The 16,435-nt window shown below is 53.5% G+C and carries 15 protein-coding genes, 1 tRNA gene and 1 CRISPR repeat array; of the genes, 13 read left to right on the top strand and 3 right to left on the bottom strand.

The window, feature by feature from the left end; all coding sequences use genetic code 11:
• Positions 1-5: 5 nt before the first annotated feature.
• Both G438_RS0106750 and G438_RS0106745 read left to right on the top strand, forming a co-directional pair.
• On the top strand, positions 6-1,322 hold the full coding sequence (locus G438_RS0106750) for an aspartate kinase (RefSeq protein ID WP_026460657.1): 1,317 nt from the start codon (positions 6-8) through the stop codon (positions 1,320-1,322).
• Between the two features lie 23 nt (positions 1,323-1,345).
• On the top strand, positions 1,346-2,398 hold the full coding sequence (locus G438_RS0106745; RefSeq protein WP_026460656.1) for an aspartate-semialdehyde dehydrogenase: 1,053 nt from the start codon (positions 1,346-1,348) through the stop codon (positions 2,396-2,398).
• A gap of 176 nt (positions 2,399-2,574) precedes the next feature.
• Here G438_RS0106745 and trxA read toward each other — a convergent pair whose 3' ends face one another.
• From trxA to G438_RS12740, 3 genes are all read right to left on the bottom strand, one after another.
• Positions 2,575-2,937 carry a thioredoxin gene (gene trxA / locus G438_RS0106740; protein ID WP_026460655.1) on the bottom strand — a complete coding sequence of 121 codons (363 nt, stop codon included), beginning with the start codon at positions 2,935-2,937 and terminating at the stop codon, positions 2,575-2,577.
• Positions 2,938-3,093: 156 nt separating this feature from the next.
• Complete coding sequence (locus G438_RS0106735; protein WP_026460654.1) at positions 3,094-3,819, bottom strand: TetR/AcrR family transcriptional regulator; 726 nt, start codon at positions 3,817-3,819, stop codon at positions 3,094-3,096.
• A 4-nt stretch (positions 3,820-3,823) separates the two neighbouring features.
• The gene (locus G438_RS12740) at positions 3,824-4,558 is read right to left on the bottom strand and encodes an NUDIX domain-containing protein (protein WP_084403180.1); all 735 of its coding nucleotides are present in this window, start codon (positions 4,556-4,558) and stop codon (positions 3,824-3,826) included.
• A gap of 417 nt (positions 4,559-4,975) precedes the next feature.
• Here G438_RS12740 and G438_RS0106725 point away from each other — a divergent pair.
• The 11 genes from G438_RS0106725 to cas2e all read left to right on the top strand — a co-directional run bounded on the left by G438_RS0106725 (position 4,976) and on the right by cas2e (position 16,140).
• Positions 4,976-5,046 (top strand) — tRNA-Gly (locus G438_RS0106725).
• A gap of 305 nt (positions 5,047-5,351) precedes the next feature.
• Positions 5,352-5,555 (top strand): hypothetical protein, encoded by a 204-nt coding sequence (locus G438_RS12575; RefSeq protein WP_034285594.1) that lies wholly within the window; start codon positions 5,352-5,354, stop codon positions 5,553-5,555.
• Between the two features lie 30 nt (positions 5,556-5,585).
• The gene (locus tag G438_RS12035; protein ID WP_131245820.1) at positions 5,586-6,722 is read left to right on the top strand and encodes a GIY-YIG nuclease family protein; all 1,137 of its coding nucleotides are present in this window, start codon (positions 5,586-5,588) and stop codon (positions 6,720-6,722) included.
• 81 nt (positions 6,723-6,803) lie between these two features.
• The gene (gene cas3 / locus G438_RS0106710; protein WP_034285591.1) at positions 6,804-9,809 is read left to right on the top strand and encodes a CRISPR-associated helicase Cas3'; all 3,006 of its coding nucleotides are present in this window, start codon (positions 6,804-6,806) and stop codon (positions 9,807-9,809) included.
• Positions 9,806-11,467 carry a type I-E CRISPR-associated protein Cse1/CasA gene (casA, locus tag G438_RS0106705; protein WP_026460651.1) on the top strand — a complete coding sequence of 554 codons (1,662 nt, stop codon included), beginning with the start codon at positions 9,806-9,808 and terminating at the stop codon, positions 11,465-11,467. Before cas3 ends, casA begins: the two co-directional genes overlap by 4 nt.
• Positions 11,464-12,129, top strand: coding sequence for a type I-E CRISPR-associated protein Cse2/CasB (gene casB / locus G438_RS12030; protein WP_051259386.1), 666 nt, complete (start codon positions 11,464-11,466; stop codon positions 12,127-12,129). The genes casA and casB overlap by 4 nt, the downstream gene beginning before the upstream one ends.
• Before the next feature lie 24 nt (positions 12,130-12,153).
• Positions 12,154-13,299 (top strand): type I-E CRISPR-associated protein Cas7/Cse4/CasC, encoded by a 1,146-nt coding sequence (gene cas7e, locus G438_RS0106695; RefSeq protein WP_026460650.1) that lies wholly within the window; start codon positions 12,154-12,156, stop codon positions 13,297-13,299.
• Positions 13,299-14,030: a type I-E CRISPR-associated protein Cas5/CasD gene (cas5e, locus tag G438_RS0106690; protein ID WP_026460649.1), complete on the top strand. Its 732-nt coding sequence runs from the start codon at positions 13,299-13,301 to the stop codon at positions 14,028-14,030. The genes cas7e and cas5e overlap by 1 nt, the downstream gene beginning before the upstream one ends.
• The gene (gene cas6e, locus G438_RS0106685) at positions 14,021-14,794 is read left to right on the top strand and encodes a type I-E CRISPR-associated protein Cas6/Cse3/CasE (RefSeq protein ID WP_026460648.1); all 774 of its coding nucleotides are present in this window, start codon (positions 14,021-14,023) and stop codon (positions 14,792-14,794) included. The genes cas5e and cas6e overlap by 10 nt, the downstream gene beginning before the upstream one ends.
• Positions 14,791-15,735 (top strand): type I-E CRISPR-associated endonuclease Cas1e, encoded by a 945-nt coding sequence (cas1e, locus tag G438_RS0106680; RefSeq protein ID WP_026460647.1) that lies wholly within the window; start codon positions 14,791-14,793, stop codon positions 15,733-15,735. Before cas6e ends, cas1e begins: the two co-directional genes overlap by 4 nt.
• 6 nt (positions 15,736-15,741) lie before the next feature.
• Positions 15,742-16,140 (top strand): type I-E CRISPR-associated endoribonuclease Cas2e, encoded by a 399-nt coding sequence (gene cas2e / locus G438_RS0106675; protein ID WP_026460646.1) that lies wholly within the window; start codon positions 15,742-15,744, stop codon positions 16,138-16,140.
• An 18-nt stretch (positions 16,141-16,158) separates the two neighbouring features.
• A CRISPR array of direct repeats spans positions 16,159-16,430; the repeat unit is 28 nt; unit sequence GTTTTCCCCGCCAGCGCGGGGATGATCC.
• Positions 16,431-16,435 lie beyond the last annotated feature (5 nt).

The raw sequence follows: 16,435 nt of genomic DNA, 5'->3' as shown, positions 1-16,435 counted from the left end.
TAACTGTGGCACTGATCGTCCAAAAATATGGCGGCTCATCGGTATCGGATGTTGCCGCGATGAAGCGTGTTGCCCAGCGGGTCGTTGATACACACCGTGCGGGTCACAAAGTAGTTGTAGTCGTGTCAGCAATGGGTGATACGACAGATGAGCTTCTTGACACGGCGGCAGCCCTTACCGATCAGGCGCCTGTGCGTGAGATGGATATTCTGCTTTCCGCTGGGGAACGTATCTCGATGGCGTTGCTGTCGATGGCAGTCAATGAACTGGGGGTTCCAGCAACCGCCTATACAGGTGCTCAAGCGGGTATTCGCACAGACTCCCATCACGGACGCGCCCAAATCGTTGGCATGGTGCCTGAACGTATCGCCCGGGCCATCCACGACGGTCAGGTTGCCATTGTCGCCGGTTTCCAAGGTATTTCAGACGACGACGATGTGACGACGCTGGGCCGTGGCGGCTCTGACACTACAGCGGTTGCTTTGGCTGCGGCACTCAATGCGGACGTGTGTGAAATCTACACCGATGTCGATGGGTTATTTACTGCTGACCCGAGGATCGTGCCCACAGCAAAACGCCTACGGACAATCAGCCAGGAAGAAACCCTTGAAATGGCGGCACATGGCGCAAAAATCTTGCACCTGCGTGCCGTTGAATTCGCGCGCCGATATGGCGTGCCGCTCCACGTGCGATCTTCATTTTCAGAAAAAGAGGGTACGTGGATATCTGACTCACCAGCGCATCCCGACCTCAAAGGCTTGGTGCCCGACGCTGCTCTCGCCGACCCTCAGGAGAACCTTATGGAACAGCCAATTGTCTCAGGTATCGCCCACGATCGCTCTCAGGACAAGATTACTGTCACCAATATTCCTAATACTCCTGGCTGCGCCGCACGTCTTTTTGCCATCGTGGCCGAGGTGGGTGCCAATATTGACATGATCGTCCAGAACGTGCCGGTCCTGGACCCGTCTCACGCTAATATCACTTTCACGTTACCTGAAGGGGATGCGCAAAAGACCCTTGAAGCCCTTGAAGCACACCGTGAAGAACTGGGCTTTAACGAACTGCGTTACAACCCTAATATTGGCAAGCTGTCGCTAATCGGTGCTGGTATGCGCACGAATCCAGGTGTGTCAGCACGCCTCTTTGGAGCATTGTCACAGGCCGGTATCAATATCGACCTTATTTCGACCTCGGAAATCCGCATTTCTGTTGTCACCAAACTTGAAGACCTCGACCGGGCTGTACAAGCAGTCCACACTGCATTCGGTTTGGATGCCACAGAATCTGAAGCTGTCGTGTACGGTGGCACGGGCCGCTGACCGCGTTTAAGAGAGGACCCAGTATGCGTGAACTGACCGTTGCCGTCGTAGGCGCAACCGGACAGGTGGGTCGCGTGATGCGCACCCTCCTAGAAGAACGTGCTTTCCCCGCTACCACCGTGCGTTTCTTCTCATCGGCGCGCAGTGCCGGAACGACACTGCCCTGGAAAGGGCAGGACATCATCGTTGAAGACGTGGCGACTGCCGACTTTTCCGGCATTGATATTGCGGTGTTTTCCGCTGGAGCCACCGCATCACGCGAATATGCGCCGAAATTTGCTCAGGCTGGTGCTGTCGTCGTAGACAACTCATCGGCGTGGCGCAAAGACCCGGAGGTGCCGCTGGTTGTTTCTGAAGTGAATCCTGAAGATGTGGCTGAGCGTCCCAAAGGCATTATTGCCAACCCCAATTGCACGACGATGGCAGCGATGCCGGTGCTGAAGCCGCTGATGGACGAGGCGGGGGACCTTCTTCGCCTCTTCGTGTCCTCCTACCAGGCTGTGTCAGGTTCTGGGGTCAAGGGCGTGCAAGAGTTGGTTTCTCAAGTTGAAGCAGGCGTGAGCCAGAACCTTGCGGCCTTGGCATTAGATGGTTCTGCTGTGTCTCTTCCTGATCCAGAAGTCTATGTTGCACCCATCGCCTTTGACGTCGTGCCGTTAGCGGGTGCCATTGTTGATGACGGCTCCGACGAAACAGACGAAGAGCAAAAGCTCCGCAATGAGTCACGTCGTATCCTGCACCTGCCGGAACTGCGCGTATCAGGTACATGCGTCCGTGTCCCGGTGTTTACTGGACACACGATGACGGTACACGCGGAGTTTTCTGGTGCGATCACACCGGACCGTGCACGTGAGGTACTGTCTAACGCTCCTGGCGTGCGCCTCGTCGATGTGCCAACCCCGTTGGAGGCTGCTGGCCGCGACGATGTCCTCGTCGGTCGCATCCGTGCAGATCAGGCGGTAGACGGTGGGCGAGGTCTTGTGTTGGTACTGTCTGGCGATAACCTACGCAAGGGGGCTGCGCTGAACGCAGTGCAGCTTGCCGAGGTGGTGGCTGCCGAACTGCTGAACGCCTAGATACGCTTGTCAGCCTTACTGCGTCGGGATTCGACCGTGCTGTTGACCCGATGCGGTGCGGATATGCGTGACGTGGATGCTGTAATGCTAAACGGCTCCGACCCACCACTTCGGGTGGAACGGAGCCGTTTGGTGCCTCGTGAATAGGCGAAATCAACGACCTTGAGCGATCACTATCAGCCCTGTGTGCCAGCGATTTCGGCGCGGACCTGATCCATGTCAAGGTCACGAATCTGCTGAATAAGGTCTTCCAGGGCTGCGGCGGGCAAAGAGCCTGACTGGCGGAATACAGCAACGCCGTCACGGAAGGCCATCAGCGTTGGAATTGATTGAATTTGCGCGGCCACAGCAAGCTGCTGCTCAGCGTCAGTATCGACCTTGCCGAAGACAATATCTGTGTGGTTGTTGGAAACTGATTCAAAAATCGGGCCGAATTGGCGGCAGGGGCCGCACCATGTTGCCCAAAAGTCAACGATAACGATCGAATTGTCGGTGACGGTCTTTTCAAAGTTTTCGCCAGTGAGTGTCACAGTTGCCATGGTGACTCCTATTCTTGTGTAAGGCCGACCAATGTAGCTGATCGACGAAAAACTACTGATACCTCAACGATGCACCATGTCAGACAATCCCGCACGGCGGGAGAGGGCGGCATACGTCTCATGTTCTAGGACGAAAGTCGACGCTTAAGGTATGAGTCAGTGGTGAACAGGGCAGCGCATGTAGGCAGTACGGCGGTCCGGTATCGTGTGTTGCGCGTCCGTTGCAGCACTGTTGTCTATCGGCACAAGGGTTGGCTGCGGGATGCGGCGGGCACTTGCCGAGATATCCGCATCAGCGACGCCTAGGCCTCGTAAAACAAAGATCTGAACAGCGTGGATGGCTGCCATACGTGCCGAGGGTGTCGACGGAAGACGCTGACCGGCTAGTGCCGCGTGAACAAGCGGAATTGACATGTTAACGTCCTGCTGCGGCAAGCGACCTGAATCGACGCCTTGGGTGACAATCGTGCGCAGCATAGCGCCCACCATGTCTGCGTGGTGGTGGAGGCGTTGCGAATTATTGTCGGACACGTGTTCGCGTAGGTTAATGCCCGCAGTCAGGTGGTAGCGGTCAGTCATTTCCAGGTGAGCGCGCACATACATCATGAGCTGATCGACGGGGTCAGTGTACTCGGCAAGTTCTGACTTGAGGAATTGAGTAAACTCGGTTGTCGTCTGCTCCATAAATGCTAGGAGCAACACCTCTTTATCTGCAAAATGATTGTAAACCGCGGTGCGGCCAACCTTCGCGCGTGCGGCAATCATCGACATGGTGATGGCGTCGAAGGGCTTTTCAGACATGAGCTCCTGCAACGCGGCAAAGAGGCGCGTGCGGGTAAGCTCACGGTGTGCGGACAAGCTCTGGCCGAGGATTTTTGGCATAGGGTTATTCTGACATATTTGCAAGTAAGTGTCGCAAAGAGGTGGGTGACTTGGGTCGCTCTCCGAGGCGGCGGCGTAGTTCCTGTACGATCGGCAGATTTGCGCTAATCCACGGCAGTTCCTCAAGGTGATCTAAGCGTTGCCAGCGCACATCCAGGTGATCACTGCCTGGTGCGATGTGGGGGAGGTGTGCGTTCGCACGATCGTCCCCCGCTGCGACGCGGGGGAGGCGCACGTCGGTATAATCATCCCCCGCTGTGACCTGGGTGAGGCGTGCATTCATAGGATTGTCCGCTGTTGCGACGCGGGACAGCGGTGTGGGCGTGACGAGGTGGGGCCTTACTTCGCGGTCGCACTTCCCTGGCGCGGCAGACAGCGGTGCGGGCGCGGTGGGGAGTAGTGCGGGCGCGGTGGGGAGTGGTGCGGGCGCGGTGGGGAGTGGTGCGGGCGCCTCGGAAATGGTCGCCAACCACACGCCCATGACGCGACCGCCGAGAATAGGCCACCACGTGCCCTTGGGGGTGGGTAACTCGGGGCCGAAGGTGAGGGTGCAAGCAAGCTCTTCACGTATTTCGCGTGTGAGCGCCGACAACGGTTCCTCGCCGTCCTCAATTTTTCCACCAGGGAGCTCGTACAGGCCACGAAGCTCCTGAGGGTATGCGCGTGCAGCGCACAACAGATGAGTGGGATTGGTAAAGGAATTGAGAATCGCGGCCGCCACCACAGGTCGTTTCGTCACGAGGCGATTGTACGGGTAATTCCTGTGGCGCTGGAGTGTGGCGGGCGGTGCCCGGCGCCTACAGATGCTGCATGGTGCTTATGGGTGCGGCATGGTGCTTGCGGGTGTGGCATGGTGCAGGCGGGCGGCTGACCTTGGTTTGTGTCTAGCCTGCCATAAAGTTAACCCGCTTGATGCGTGCGGGCGGGGCCGGTGAGCTGGGGCGGCAGCACTCGTCGGCCTTAATTTCATTGAGCACTCCGCTTGACGGAAATCGTGTCTGATGACTGCTTAACCTGTCCGATGTTGGCTTCCGCTGAGGCGTTAACTGTTGACAGTCATGATGTTCACGCATGTTTAAAGCAGCTCGTCGCTTGGATTGGCGCGAGCACCAACAGGTAGGTATGATCAATGCGTCGCCAATCCTGGCGGTGATCTGCGGGCGTAGTTCATCGGTAGAATGGAAGCTTCCCAAGCTTCAGAGGCGGGTTCGATTCCCGTCGCCCGCTCTGCGCAATTTGATGTGCGTTTTCCTCATTTTTTGGGGGTGAACCGTTTGTGACTAGCGGTGATTTGTCCTTCAGAGACGTTGTCCCCGCGCGAGTGGGGTAAAAAATAAAGTTTGTAACTATGGGTGAATTTAAAAGCGGGTAAAAATCTTGCGTAATTCTGAGTGGTGTGATTAAATGTGTTTAGGGCCCGGTGGTTGCAGCCACCGGGCCCTAAGGAGCCACTGTGTGACCCTCGCTCTTCAAGCGGTTACAGACTAGTGGTTCCTTGAGCAAAGTTCAATGCCTCAAGAAAGGAATCGCTCATGGAATACGCAATCACATCCACTGACGGCCATGCCCTTGTGGGTAATCGCAACACCACTGAATACCACGTCATGACGAACGAAACTCGAAATTGTCAGATTCCAGAAATCGCGCAGGCTCGACACCTCGTTGGTTTCATTCCTGACACAGAGAGACAAGCACAGATAGAGGGGTACACCCCCTGTTATTACTGTTCCCGCTAATGGGAGTTGTTGGCATGTCGTTGGACTGGCATGCCAACAACACAGCAATGCCGATGGGTCGTTGATTTACATGGACGTATAGGCTACGAAATACAGTTTTTATATGCCGGAGAATTAGGAATGGCATCGCGTTTTGTTCGCTTCGAAGTGCAAGGACTTCCCACTGTAGCGCCGATTGTTCCGGCGGGTACGTGTGGTGTTTATGTGCTTGAGTTCGAAGATGGATTCTGGTATGTCGGTCAAAGTATTGATATCCAAAAACGTTTCGCTCAGCATGTGCACGGGGGTAAACACCACGCACCATGGCGTGATGTGGTTGCTTTAGCATTTTGTGTTTGTGATGCTCGGGAATTGGATGAACTTGAGCGACGTTTGATTCTGCAGCACGTAACGGCAGGGCACAAACTTCGCAATCAGAAGCTGAACTTCGGCGGTGAAGGTCCCTGTGACTTCGATCATTGGATAGCTCCAGAGACGCAGAAACATTGGGTGCAGGGCGGGTGTGCCCCCGATTGGGAGACATTCGCCTTGGCCAGCAAGGGATCCGATAGTTCCGAACTAAAGTTAACTCGATCGCGGCATGGACAAAAGCGTTGGCATGAGGCCTCCGATAGCACGGTTGCCGAGGCAACGTTTGCTGACATAGCGGCAGTGGTCTCTCTCATTCCGGAGGCGGTCAACCTCGAACGGCGATATTGGACTCTCAGTGATTACCCTGGTACTGCAGGCGGACGTCTCGCAACACTAAACGTTGGCTGTCTTGAAGTTCTTTATTTCCCCCGACGATATGATACTGCGATCGTTCGTGGTAACGAGATTCACACCTACTACACATGCGTTAATTTTCCTGCGTCAGCATTGTGTTCTGGTTCAAAAACCCGAGAAAGCAGGAGTGCCCTACGCCGTGTTTATCGATTGGGTGGGGAGGTTTTTCAAGCCCAATACAACCTTTGTACCACGGATACGGTGATACTTCCGTTGGGAAAGGTATCAGAACTTCTTGAGAGTCAGTATCTAAATGCGGTGCTTCGACGGTTTTTGCTTGACCTCATGCGAAGTGGTCCGTCAACACTTTTTCGTCGTTCGCATAGCGAGGCATTTGCGAAGAATATTTACAGCATTATTGCCACATCAAAGGCGAGCGATGGAAATTCTAATCCAACGTAATAAACCCTCATTTGCGCACATTGGGGGAGGACTCTTCCATAAAATGGGTGCGTTGTCACACCCGATGGCGGGAGGAACAGTATGGCACGCGCAAGCAATGATGCCCCGCTGAACATTGCGCCAAGAGTAAACGTTCAGCAGCTTCCCGCGCCAACGTTTCCGATCCCGAATGACGCACTCACCGGCAGCGATTTAACGCCGCTAGCTCAATCATTTTGGGCAAAAAGTGGCGGTAGCGGTCAAAACGTATGGCTGCCCGTCTACCAACACCTCATGGATGCCTCTGATGTTGCAGGGTTACTATTCGATCGATACTTGTCTCAACATCATAGAGATCTATTGGCGTTACCTTGGGAAGGCGATCAGAAAAAAGCTCGAACAAGCTTGATATTTTTCGCCGGTGTTCACGATGTTGGAAAGATTTCGCTGGAGTTCTGTTGCCAGCACTCACCTCTCGCGCAATTCGTACGTGACCTCGGCATTGAGGTGCCTGAGCGTCGTGACTTGCCGAATCGGAAAGACCTCCCGCATGGCTATGCAAGCCATTTTGCGATTATTGAGGCTATAACCGCAGGAGGTGGACATCTTTCTCGCGCTGAACAATGGGCGGCGACAGCAGCGGTCCATCATGGACGTTATCCAAACGTCGATCAGATGACGGTTGCTCACAGCACGTATTCATTTGGTTTTGGCTCAAAAACGCAGGAACCTCGTTGGGATAATGCTCGTCAGGAGGTCGTAAGGTGGATGGCCTGCCGCAGCGGATTTCCCATAACCGAGTGCTCAGGGACAGACTTACCCAAACTGCCGATTGCGTCGGCCGCTGCCTACGCCTCGGCAATCGTCATGGCCGACTGGATCGCATCAAATGAAACGTGGTTTCCACTGCTGTCCTGCGATGAACGACATCAACCGCTAACGGACGCTGAACAAAAAGAACGTGTGGCCACCGGATGGCGATATGCCGACATGCCGACGCCACTAAAAGTGCCGGTCACCGAGGTTTCAGATGCCAAGGAGGCGTATCGAGACCGTTTTGGTTGGGGTGAGGAGGTCACACCAACCTGCACACAGATAAGGGCCGTTGAAATCGCTCGCGAGTGCAATCCGGACATGATGATCGTCGAGGCACCTCCAGGTTCAGGAAAAACGGAACTCGCATTTATGGTCGCCGAAGAAATCATGCGACAAAGGCACTTGCAAGGTGTAATGGTCGCTTTGCCAACTCAAGCAACTACTGACGCGATGTATGAACGTTCGAGGAAGTGGCTAGCGTCGCTGCTTCACGAGCTACCGCAGAGGATCGATCTACACCTCGCCCACGGGAAAAATCTACTTAATGAAAGCTTCGTCAAATTGCTCGACTCGGGTCGTTCACCAGTGCAGATCTACGACGAAGATGAAGTGAAGTATAAGAAAGGTCTCCATGCGAGTGCATGGATGGCGGGTCGCTGGCGTGCAACCCTATCCCCAGTTGTTATCGGAACAATCGATCAAATTCTCCTCACCTCACTAAAGGCTCGTCACGTGCTCGTTCGGCACTTGGGCCTCATGGGCAAAGTCGTCATCATTGATGAGGTGCACGCTGCAGACACATACATGCAGACCTACCTCAAAGGTGCGCTCACTTGGTTGGGGATGTATCGTGTGCCGGTCGTGCTGTTGTCGGCGACGCTGCCTCACGAACGAAAAGTTGAATTGCTCGCTGCTTATCAGAGCGGTCGCGTAGGATCCTCGGCCGAGGCTACTCCGGAGTTGCCTTCCGGATACCCATCAATTACATGGCTTCATGAGAACGGGAGCATTGCGGAGACAGAGCAAACAGCAGGCGTTGAAACGCACACTCCTAAGTACATTCGCTTGGCGGGCGGCACTTCAGTGGAGTCGCTAGTCGATATTTTGGAAGACAAAGTCAATAACGGTGCTTGCGCCGTAGTCATTCGAAATACTGTAAAAAGTGCGCAAGAAACCTACGCAGCAGTGTGTGAACGGATGGGTACCGAGCGAGTGACGCTCATGCACTCAAGGTTCCTTTCTTGCGATCGGGTAACGAAAGACCTCGATCTGCTCCAACGATTCGGCAGAGACGGTGCGCGACCAACGAATGGTCACGTGGTGGTATCTACCCAGGTGATCGAACAAAGTCTTGATGTGGACTTCGACGTCATGGTGACTGATCCAGCCCCGATGGACCTTGTGCTTCAGCGAATCGGACGCCTTCACCGTCATCAGCGCAAAAACAGACCTATTGGGTGCGAACGACCTCAGTGCTACATACTTGCAGAGACAGATGCTGTGCCGTGGTGCTACGACCGGGGAACGGACGCAGTGTACGGCGCGCACAAGGTCCTCCGATTCCTCGCAATTCTTTCCGAGAATCCTGAAGGCATCGTGGTTGAGAAAATCGCTGATTTCGAGACGCTCACACAACGGGCCTATTCATCTTGCCGCGTAGGACCTGACGAATGGCAGGGTGTGATGGACGCGGCTGCGCAAGAATTAGTAGATAAAACGCAGCAGGCGATTGCGAAAGCCAACTCTCATTGTTTGAATGAAGTGAGTATGCCGACGTGGACAAGTGCCCACTTGCTCACCAAATTTGCGGGAAATAATGCGACAGGTGACGGTGAAGTCAATAAGGCTGGAGTGAAAGCTCAGGCAGCGGTCCGTGACAGTGAGGACCAAATCCCTGTACTGATTGTGCCTGTCGATGCTGCGAGTGGAGGCGTTGCCATTCACCCGCCTTGGCGCCGCCACGATGACGGACTCGCGGTGCCGTTTGACACTTCTGTATTTCCGCCTGCAGATTTGGTCCGCGAAATATGTCGATGGGGTGTGTCTCTACCGCCATGGCAGTTTAGGAACAAAGTTGAATCGATAGACGATTGCGTGGACGCAGTTGTGGGTGCTATCTGGGACCATGAAATAGCGAGAACATGGAAGTTCTTGGAGCACCCTCTTCTTCGAGGTGAATTAGTACTTCCAATGTACCGCGTCGATGAGTTTTCAACACGATTGGAGGCAGAGTTGTATGGACGTCGTTTGGTTTACACACCTGAGAAAGGATTGGAGGTGTTGGAAGGATGAGCATGCCAGACTATAACCTGCTTGATGAACCCTGGATTCCTGTTTTTCTTGATGATGGAACAATAGAGAAACTTGGAATAAAGGCGATATTTGAGCGGTCGAAACAGATCGTGGACCTCGCCTGTGAACTACCCACGCAAAAGATAGCAGTTCAGCGAATGCTATTAGCGATTTGCTACCGAGTGATCGCTGTTCGCGATGCCGAAGAATGGGAGCGTGTGTGGGAAGAGGGACTTCCAACCGGCAATATTCTGGAATATTTGGACCGCTGGCGTGATCGCTTTTTCCTCTTTGGCGGGCTGTTTCCTTTCATGCAGGTACACGATCTGCGTACAGAAAAGGGAACTGTTTCCGGACTGGAGAAAATTATCGTCGATGTGCCTAACGGGAAACCCTTTTTCACAACTAGACACGGGCGTGCTATCGCTTCAATTTCCCCTGATGAAGCTGCAATATGGTTGCTCCACGCGCACGCATACGATCCGTCAGGTATCCGTTCTGGTGCCCTTGGTGACAGTGACATCAAGGAAGGGAAAGGGTTTCCCATCGGACCTGCTTGGTGTGGTCAAACGGGAACCGTTTGGCTAAGAGGCGAAAAGCTCAATGAGACACTCGTTCTTAACCTGATTCCTCACGATTTTGGCTACCTTCGAGGGCCGTCGCCAGATTCTTCAGCCAGTGCGTGTACGTGGGAAGCGGAAGAGCCTGAGACAGCTCATAGGCGAGATTATTCGATCGATGGCAAGCCAGAGCCAAGTGGTATTGGTATCCCGCGTCTGCTCACGTGGCATTCACGACGGGTACGTCTTTACGGAGATCGTTCTGGCGTCACCGGTGTATTGCTCGCTCAAGGTGACAAACTTGGCCCACAAAATATGCATCTCTGCGAGCCTTTGAGCCTGTGGCGCTATTCTCTACCACAGTCCAAAAAGCATAAAGTTGAAACGTACATGCCTCGCAAGCATGAGCCTGGTCGTGCATTTTGGAGGAGTCTTCCAAGTATTTTGCCAAGCAGTGACACAGTCGATGGACTCACCAAACAACCTCAACAAAGGTTTTTGCGGTCTGCAACACTTCAATTTCACTCGAGGTACACTGCTACACCAGGGCGGTATCCAATGCGACTGAAGATTGAAGCCATTGGTATGGATTACCGTTCTAAGGAGACAGTGGTCAATGATATTTACCACGATGAAATGATCTTGCCATCTGTACTTCTCAAAGAGTCAAGTGAACATCTAGTTGGACTTGTCGATAGACAACTACGCGCAACGGAAGAGCTTGCTCAAGCGGTTGGTTTCCTTGCGGCAAATCTTGCACGCGCAGCGGGTGAAGATGGCGATGGCGCGGGAGACGGGTCAAGGGATCGAGCACGTGAACTGTTCTTTGCACGCATCGACAACCCCTTCCGGCAATGGGTGTCGGCACTTGGAACTCACAGCACGCTTATCACTGAAGAAACCAAATGGCGGAAAATTGCGAGACAAATTGCATGGAAGGTCGCAAGCAGCCTTATAGAAGGCGTAGCGTCTAGTGCGATACGCGGCAGAAAGACCAATCGCGGCTATATCAGCAGCGCGATTGCTGAAAACTACTTCAATGCTGCGCTCAACAAAATCATGCCCGTATGTGATCAGATGAAAGGAGGAGCACAATGATCAACACAAGTCAAGTTTCGCAGTCGCAAGAGAAATTAGATGTTGAACGCTCCCGAGGCGACCTAGGTAACGCGAAAGAAGTGTCATTTCGGGTTCATACGATGATCACAAGGAGACTCAGGGGGAGCACTCCTTCTGCTCGTGCCGCTAGGGCATATCTTCGCTCGGCAATCGGGAAAGAGGTCGGTTCTATTCCAGAAATCTGGACCTACACGCTCGAGAACTCAAACGATGAATCTTCTATGCGTCAACTTGAAGCAACCCATGGGGAACGTGCAGTTCATACGGCGCTAACCTTGTGGGCGTTGCACCAAGGTTCCCACGCAAGCGACATGCACCGACAGTGGGATCGTCCGCGCACTATTGGAAGTGCCGTACGGAGCCTTGCACTTCAAGGCACTCATGACATTCAGGAGGATCATCCGGCGTATAAACGTTTGTGTGCCATGATTGCTGCGCCAACATTTGAGGCACTTGCAATCCATGCTCGAGGGCTCATAAGCCTGATGAAATCTGCTGCCATTCCAATGGATTATGCGCGCTTTGCTGCGGACCTTTACCAATGGCAAAAGCCGCATTACCGGCCCGCAGTACTACGCCAATGGGGTCGTGATTTTTCTCGAACAACTCCACACAACGACGAACTTGAACCCACACACTGACACGAAAACGGAAGGATTATAACAATGGCAAAGTTTATCGATATCCACATTCTTCAAACCCTCCCTCCATCAAATCCAAATCGTGATGATAATGGTGCGCCGAAGAGCGCAACTTACGGCGGCGTGCGAAGAATGCGTATCTCGTCCCAGTCAATCAAACGGGCTACTCGAAAAGCGTTCGAAGAGGTTCTTCCGTCCATTGAACGGGGTGTTCGAACTAAACGCATCGTGGAGCTTGTTCGCGAAGCGATTATTGAGAAGAACGCGTCGTTCGCTGATCGAGCAACAGAATTGGCTGAAATGGCATTGCTTGAAGTTGGATTTAAACTCTCTTCTCCGCGTGGGAAGAAGTTGGATGAGATGAGTGATGAACAACTAAAAGAAGCAGGCTTCCTCGTCTTTTTGTCGGCCAAACAAATTGAGCATCTTGCCGAAGCAGTCTTGTCGGTGGCAAATATAGACTCCGATATTTCTGATGTGAAAAAGGAGTTTAAAGCCCTCAAACCAAAGAACCTTGTTGATACGGATCATTCCATTGACATTGCACTCTTTGGTCGAATGGTCGCTGAACCAAATAGTCTCAACGTGGATGCAGCCTGCCAGGTCGCCCATGCGCTTGGGGTGGGTCCTGTTGAATCAGAATTTGACTATTACACTGCAGTTGATGATGCTAAAGCAGCTGATGATGATGCAGATGAAGGTGCCGGAATGATCGGTACGCTCGAATTTTCCTCGTCAACACTGTACCGGTATGCGACGATAAACCTTGGGTTGCTACGCGAAAACCTAGGTAATGATGATGTCGTGCTTCAGGCTGTCCAACTCTTCATTGATTCCTTCTGCCGATCTATGCCAACAGGAAAAATCACGACATTTGCAAACTATACGCTACCCGATGCTGTACTCGTTCAAATCCGTGACGACCGGCCAATAAACCTCGTTGGAGCCTTCGAGAATCCGGTATTTGCAGATCGCAGAGGATTTGTTGAGCCGGCAGTAACCCGCTTCGTTCAATTTGAAAGCGGAATACGTGAAGGTGCTGGAATGACGCCAACAAAGGCATTCACTGCATGGACGGTTGATCGTGCGGCAACTATCAGTGAACTTGGTGAACGGGTTGCCCTTGTCGAACTCGGCGGCACAGTCGCTTCTGCGCTGCGGGATGCCTAATGTCAAGAGTATTGGTGTTGCGCTTGGCTGGCCCCATGCAATCCTGGGGCGCAGCGAGCCGCTTCTCGAGGCGAACAACCGAAGCGTTTCCGACCAAAAGCGGGATAGTTGGTTTGCTCGCAGCTGCAGAGGGGCGGCGCCGTACGGATCCGATAGAGGACCTTGCTTCTTTAACGATGGCTGTTCGTGTCGACCAACCGGGCGAACTACTACGTGACTTTCACACGGCACATCGAGGCGACGTTCCGATGCCTTTGTCTCAACGGTATTACATTGCTGATGCAGTGTTTACCGCTTTGGTTGAAGGCCCGAACGAATTGATCGATACGCTGGCGGGGGCAATTCAAAACCCGGTTTTCCCGCTGTATCTTGGTCGACGCGCGTGTCCACCAGTGATGCCGTTGGTACTTGAAGTACATGACGGCACAATTTGGGATGTGTCGCGACGGGTGCAATGGCAGGCAGCACGCTTCTACCAACGTCAACGCAAACGCGAACGGCGCGTGGAGCTACGATTCATCGCTGATCAGGGAGTCATTCCTGCTGTCGAATCGGCGCACAGCTTGCAAGACGTTCCTTTGAGCTTTGATTCCGAGCGTCGTTTGTACGGGCAAAGGTTGGTCGAAGAAACACAGATCATTGTTGATAATCCAGAGTATCAGGAGGGTCTTGAGTTAGCAGTTACAACTAACGACACACATGATCCGATGGAGGTGATTCCATGTACCTGACACGCGTGTATCTTAACCCGTACAAACGGGGGTGTCGACACCTTGTGGCATCGCCGCAGCGATTACATGCAGCGGTGCTTGCAAGCTTTCCGCCGGGTGTTTTGGAGACAGCTAGCGAGGGAAGGGTTCTTTGGCGCCTCGATAGACGAAATCTAGATGTGCGAAGGTATCCAAAGCCTGAAATTCGCGAAGATGCACCCACTTTGACGCTCTACATCTCCAGTCCAACGCCCCCTGATCCAGCATCCTTGGCGGAACAGGCAGGATATGAGACCGAAGGGGGAGTGTTGATTCGACGTATCGATGGACTACTCGACAACCTTGTCGCGGGACAGGTGTGGAGTTTTCGGATCACAGTGAACCCTGTGTTTCGGAAAGCTGAGCAACTGAACGCACAAGGAAAAAAGAGACCACTTGGGCACGTCACCGTTCAGCAACAACGTCAGTGGTTGCTTGACCGCACAGAAGCTCATGGGTTCCGAATCCTCGAAGGGAGTGAGCTTGAGCGGGACTGGCCGGTGTGGATGCATAAAGGCGGAGATCTTGAAAAAGACTCCCAACTTCTGGTGGATCTGGTATCAAGGCGCATTGAGCGTTTTGATCGAGGTCATGGCCGGGATAAATGTCAGGTCACCCTGCAGATGGCAACTTTCGAAGGATTGATGACAGTGACAGATCCTATACGCTTGCGTACTTCGTTAGCTAATGGAATAGGCCGAGCAAAAGGGTATGGAGCTGGTCTCATGACACTTGCAAGAGCATGAACGGTTTGCCAGGCGTACGTCCCCCGGACCCGAAGGATCTTGTTCGGGTCCGGGATCGCTTGACCTTTCTTTATGTTGAACGTTGCGTCATCCACCGTGACTCCAATGCAATTACAGTTACCGATTCTCGAGGTGTTGCCCATGTGCCCGCAGCGGCGTTGTCCGTGCTACTCATCGGTCCGGGGGTGCGTATCACACACAGCGCAATCTCCGTGCTCGCAGAAAGCGGTTCCACGGCAGTTTGGGTGGGAGAAAACGGCGTACGATACTACGCGCACGGCAATCCACCTGCTCGATCCTCACGTTTGCTTGAAGCACAGGCACGAGCAGTAAGCGTACCGTCACTACGGCTCGCTGTCGCCCGAAAAATGTATCTTAAGAGATTTGAGGGGGAGGAAGTTTCGAAACTAAGTCTCCAACAGCTGAGAGGGCGTGAAGGAGCTCGAGTGCGTCGGCTTTACCGTTGTCATTCACGGAGGACCGGTGTCTCATGGGATGGGCGTGAATTCGATCCGGATAATTTCGATGCGGGAACGCCGGTAAATCAAGCTTTGTCGGCAGCAAATTCAGCGCTTTACGGAGTGATTCATGCGGTGGTAGTTGCCTTGGGATGTTCTCCGGGACTTGGGTTCGTTCACTGTGGGAATTACCGTTCTTTTGTCTACGATATCGCAGATCTTTATAAAGCTGATCTTTCTATACCTATAGCCTTCGACGTTGCTGCTGCAGGGAACGAAATTGGCGTTGGATCGGAAGCGCGTATTCGCATGCGGGATGCAATACGTGAAGCAAACCTGCTTGAGCGAGCTGTCAGAGATATCAAGGAGCTTCTAGATGAGGACGAAGAAAACGGCGATGAAGACGTATCTGTCAATGAGTTGTTTTTATGGGACGATCAAATGGGCGGAGTAGCCGCAAGGGTTTCCTACCAGGAGAGGTAGTGTCGAATGCTTGTCCTGGTTTTGTCTTCCGTACCAGAAGGTTTGCGCGGACATGTGACCAGGTGGCTGTTGGAGATCTCTCCAGGAGTCTTCGTCGGGCAACTAAGTGCGCGTGTCAGAGACCGGTTGTGGGAAACAGTTACGAGGACGATGGGTGAGGGGCGTGCCGTCATGGTATTTCGCGCTCGCAACGAACAAGGATTACAGTTCCTCACCTGGGGTGATCCGTGGATGCCTACTGACTTCGAAGGATTGACGCTCATCGTTCGGCCAGGTGTTGAAGGAGAAGGCACCTATCAAGTGCCGAATCAGACGGTGAATCTGAGGCGTAGGGGGACGAGTGATTTTGAAAAACGTCGGCAGGCCCGACGAGGATTTCCAAGATCCGATCGTAGTGTGATGTAATATTGCTGATTATTAAGTGTTTTCCCCGCCAGCGCGGGGATGATCCGATCAGCGGGATTGAGGAGGCTGTTCGCACCTCGTTTTCCCCGCCAGCGCGGGGATGATCCGGACTCCGGGCTGAAAATTGACTGACCCTGCCGGTTTTCCCCGCCAGCGCGGGGATGATCCCGGCCCGCATCCATCAAGCTACGAACCGCTGACGTTTTCCCCGCCAGCGCGGGGATGATCCTTGCCGGGAGTACCCTTACGCATCCTATATATAGTTTTCCCCGCCAGCGCGGGGATGATCCGCTTG

Source organism: Schaalia suimastitidis DSM 15538 (assembly GCF_000429105.1).
In the GTDB taxonomy this organism is placed as follows: Bacteria; Actinomycetota; Actinomycetes; order Actinomycetales; family Actinomycetaceae; genus Pauljensenia; species Pauljensenia suimastitidis.
Note: the sequence above shows the minus strand (reverse complement) of the source record. Positions and strands in the feature narration are given on the sequence as shown.

Bases quoted from the DNA above. Each gene is read 5' to 3' on its own strand.
- cas2e (WP_026460646.1), top strand. From the start codon at position 15,742: ATGCTTGTCCTGGTTTTGTCTTCCGTACCAGAAGGTTTGCGCGGACAT.
- casA (WP_026460651.1), top strand. From the start codon at position 9,806: ATGAGCATGCCAGACTATAACCTGCTTGATGAACCCTGGATTCCTGTT.
- cas3 (WP_034285591.1), top strand. From the start codon at position 6,804: ATGGCACGCGCAAGCAATGATGCCCCGCTGAACATTGCGCCAAGAGTA.
- cas1e (WP_026460647.1), top strand. From the start codon at position 14,791: ATGAACGGTTTGCCAGGCGTACGTCCCCCGGACCCGAAGGATCTTGTT.
- G438_RS0106745 (WP_026460656.1), top strand. From the start codon at position 1,346: ATGCGTGAACTGACCGTTGCCGTCGTAGGCGCAACCGGACAGGTGGGT.
- cas6e (WP_026460648.1), top strand. From the start codon at position 14,021: ATGTACCTGACACGCGTGTATCTTAACCCGTACAAACGGGGGTGTCGA.
- casB (WP_051259386.1), top strand. From the start codon at position 11,464: ATGATCAACACAAGTCAAGTTTCGCAGTCGCAAGAGAAATTAGATGTT.
- G438_RS12575 (WP_034285594.1), top strand. From the start codon at position 5,352: ATGGAATACGCAATCACATCCACTGACGGCCATGCCCTTGTGGGTAAT.
- G438_RS12035 (WP_131245820.1), top strand. From the start codon at position 5,586: ATGCCAACAACACAGCAATGCCGATGGGTCGTTGATTTACATGGACGT.
- trxA (WP_026460655.1), bottom strand. From the start codon at position 2,937: ATGGCAACTGTGACACTCACTGGCGAAAACTTTGAAAAGACCGTCACC.
- G438_RS0106735 (WP_026460654.1), bottom strand. From the start codon at position 3,819: ATGCCAAAAATCCTCGGCCAGAGCTTGTCCGCACACCGTGAGCTTACC.
- cas7e (WP_026460650.1), top strand. From the start codon at position 12,154: ATGGCAAAGTTTATCGATATCCACATTCTTCAAACCCTCCCTCCATCA.
- cas5e (WP_026460649.1), top strand. From the start codon at position 13,299: ATGTCAAGAGTATTGGTGTTGCGCTTGGCTGGCCCCATGCAATCCTGG.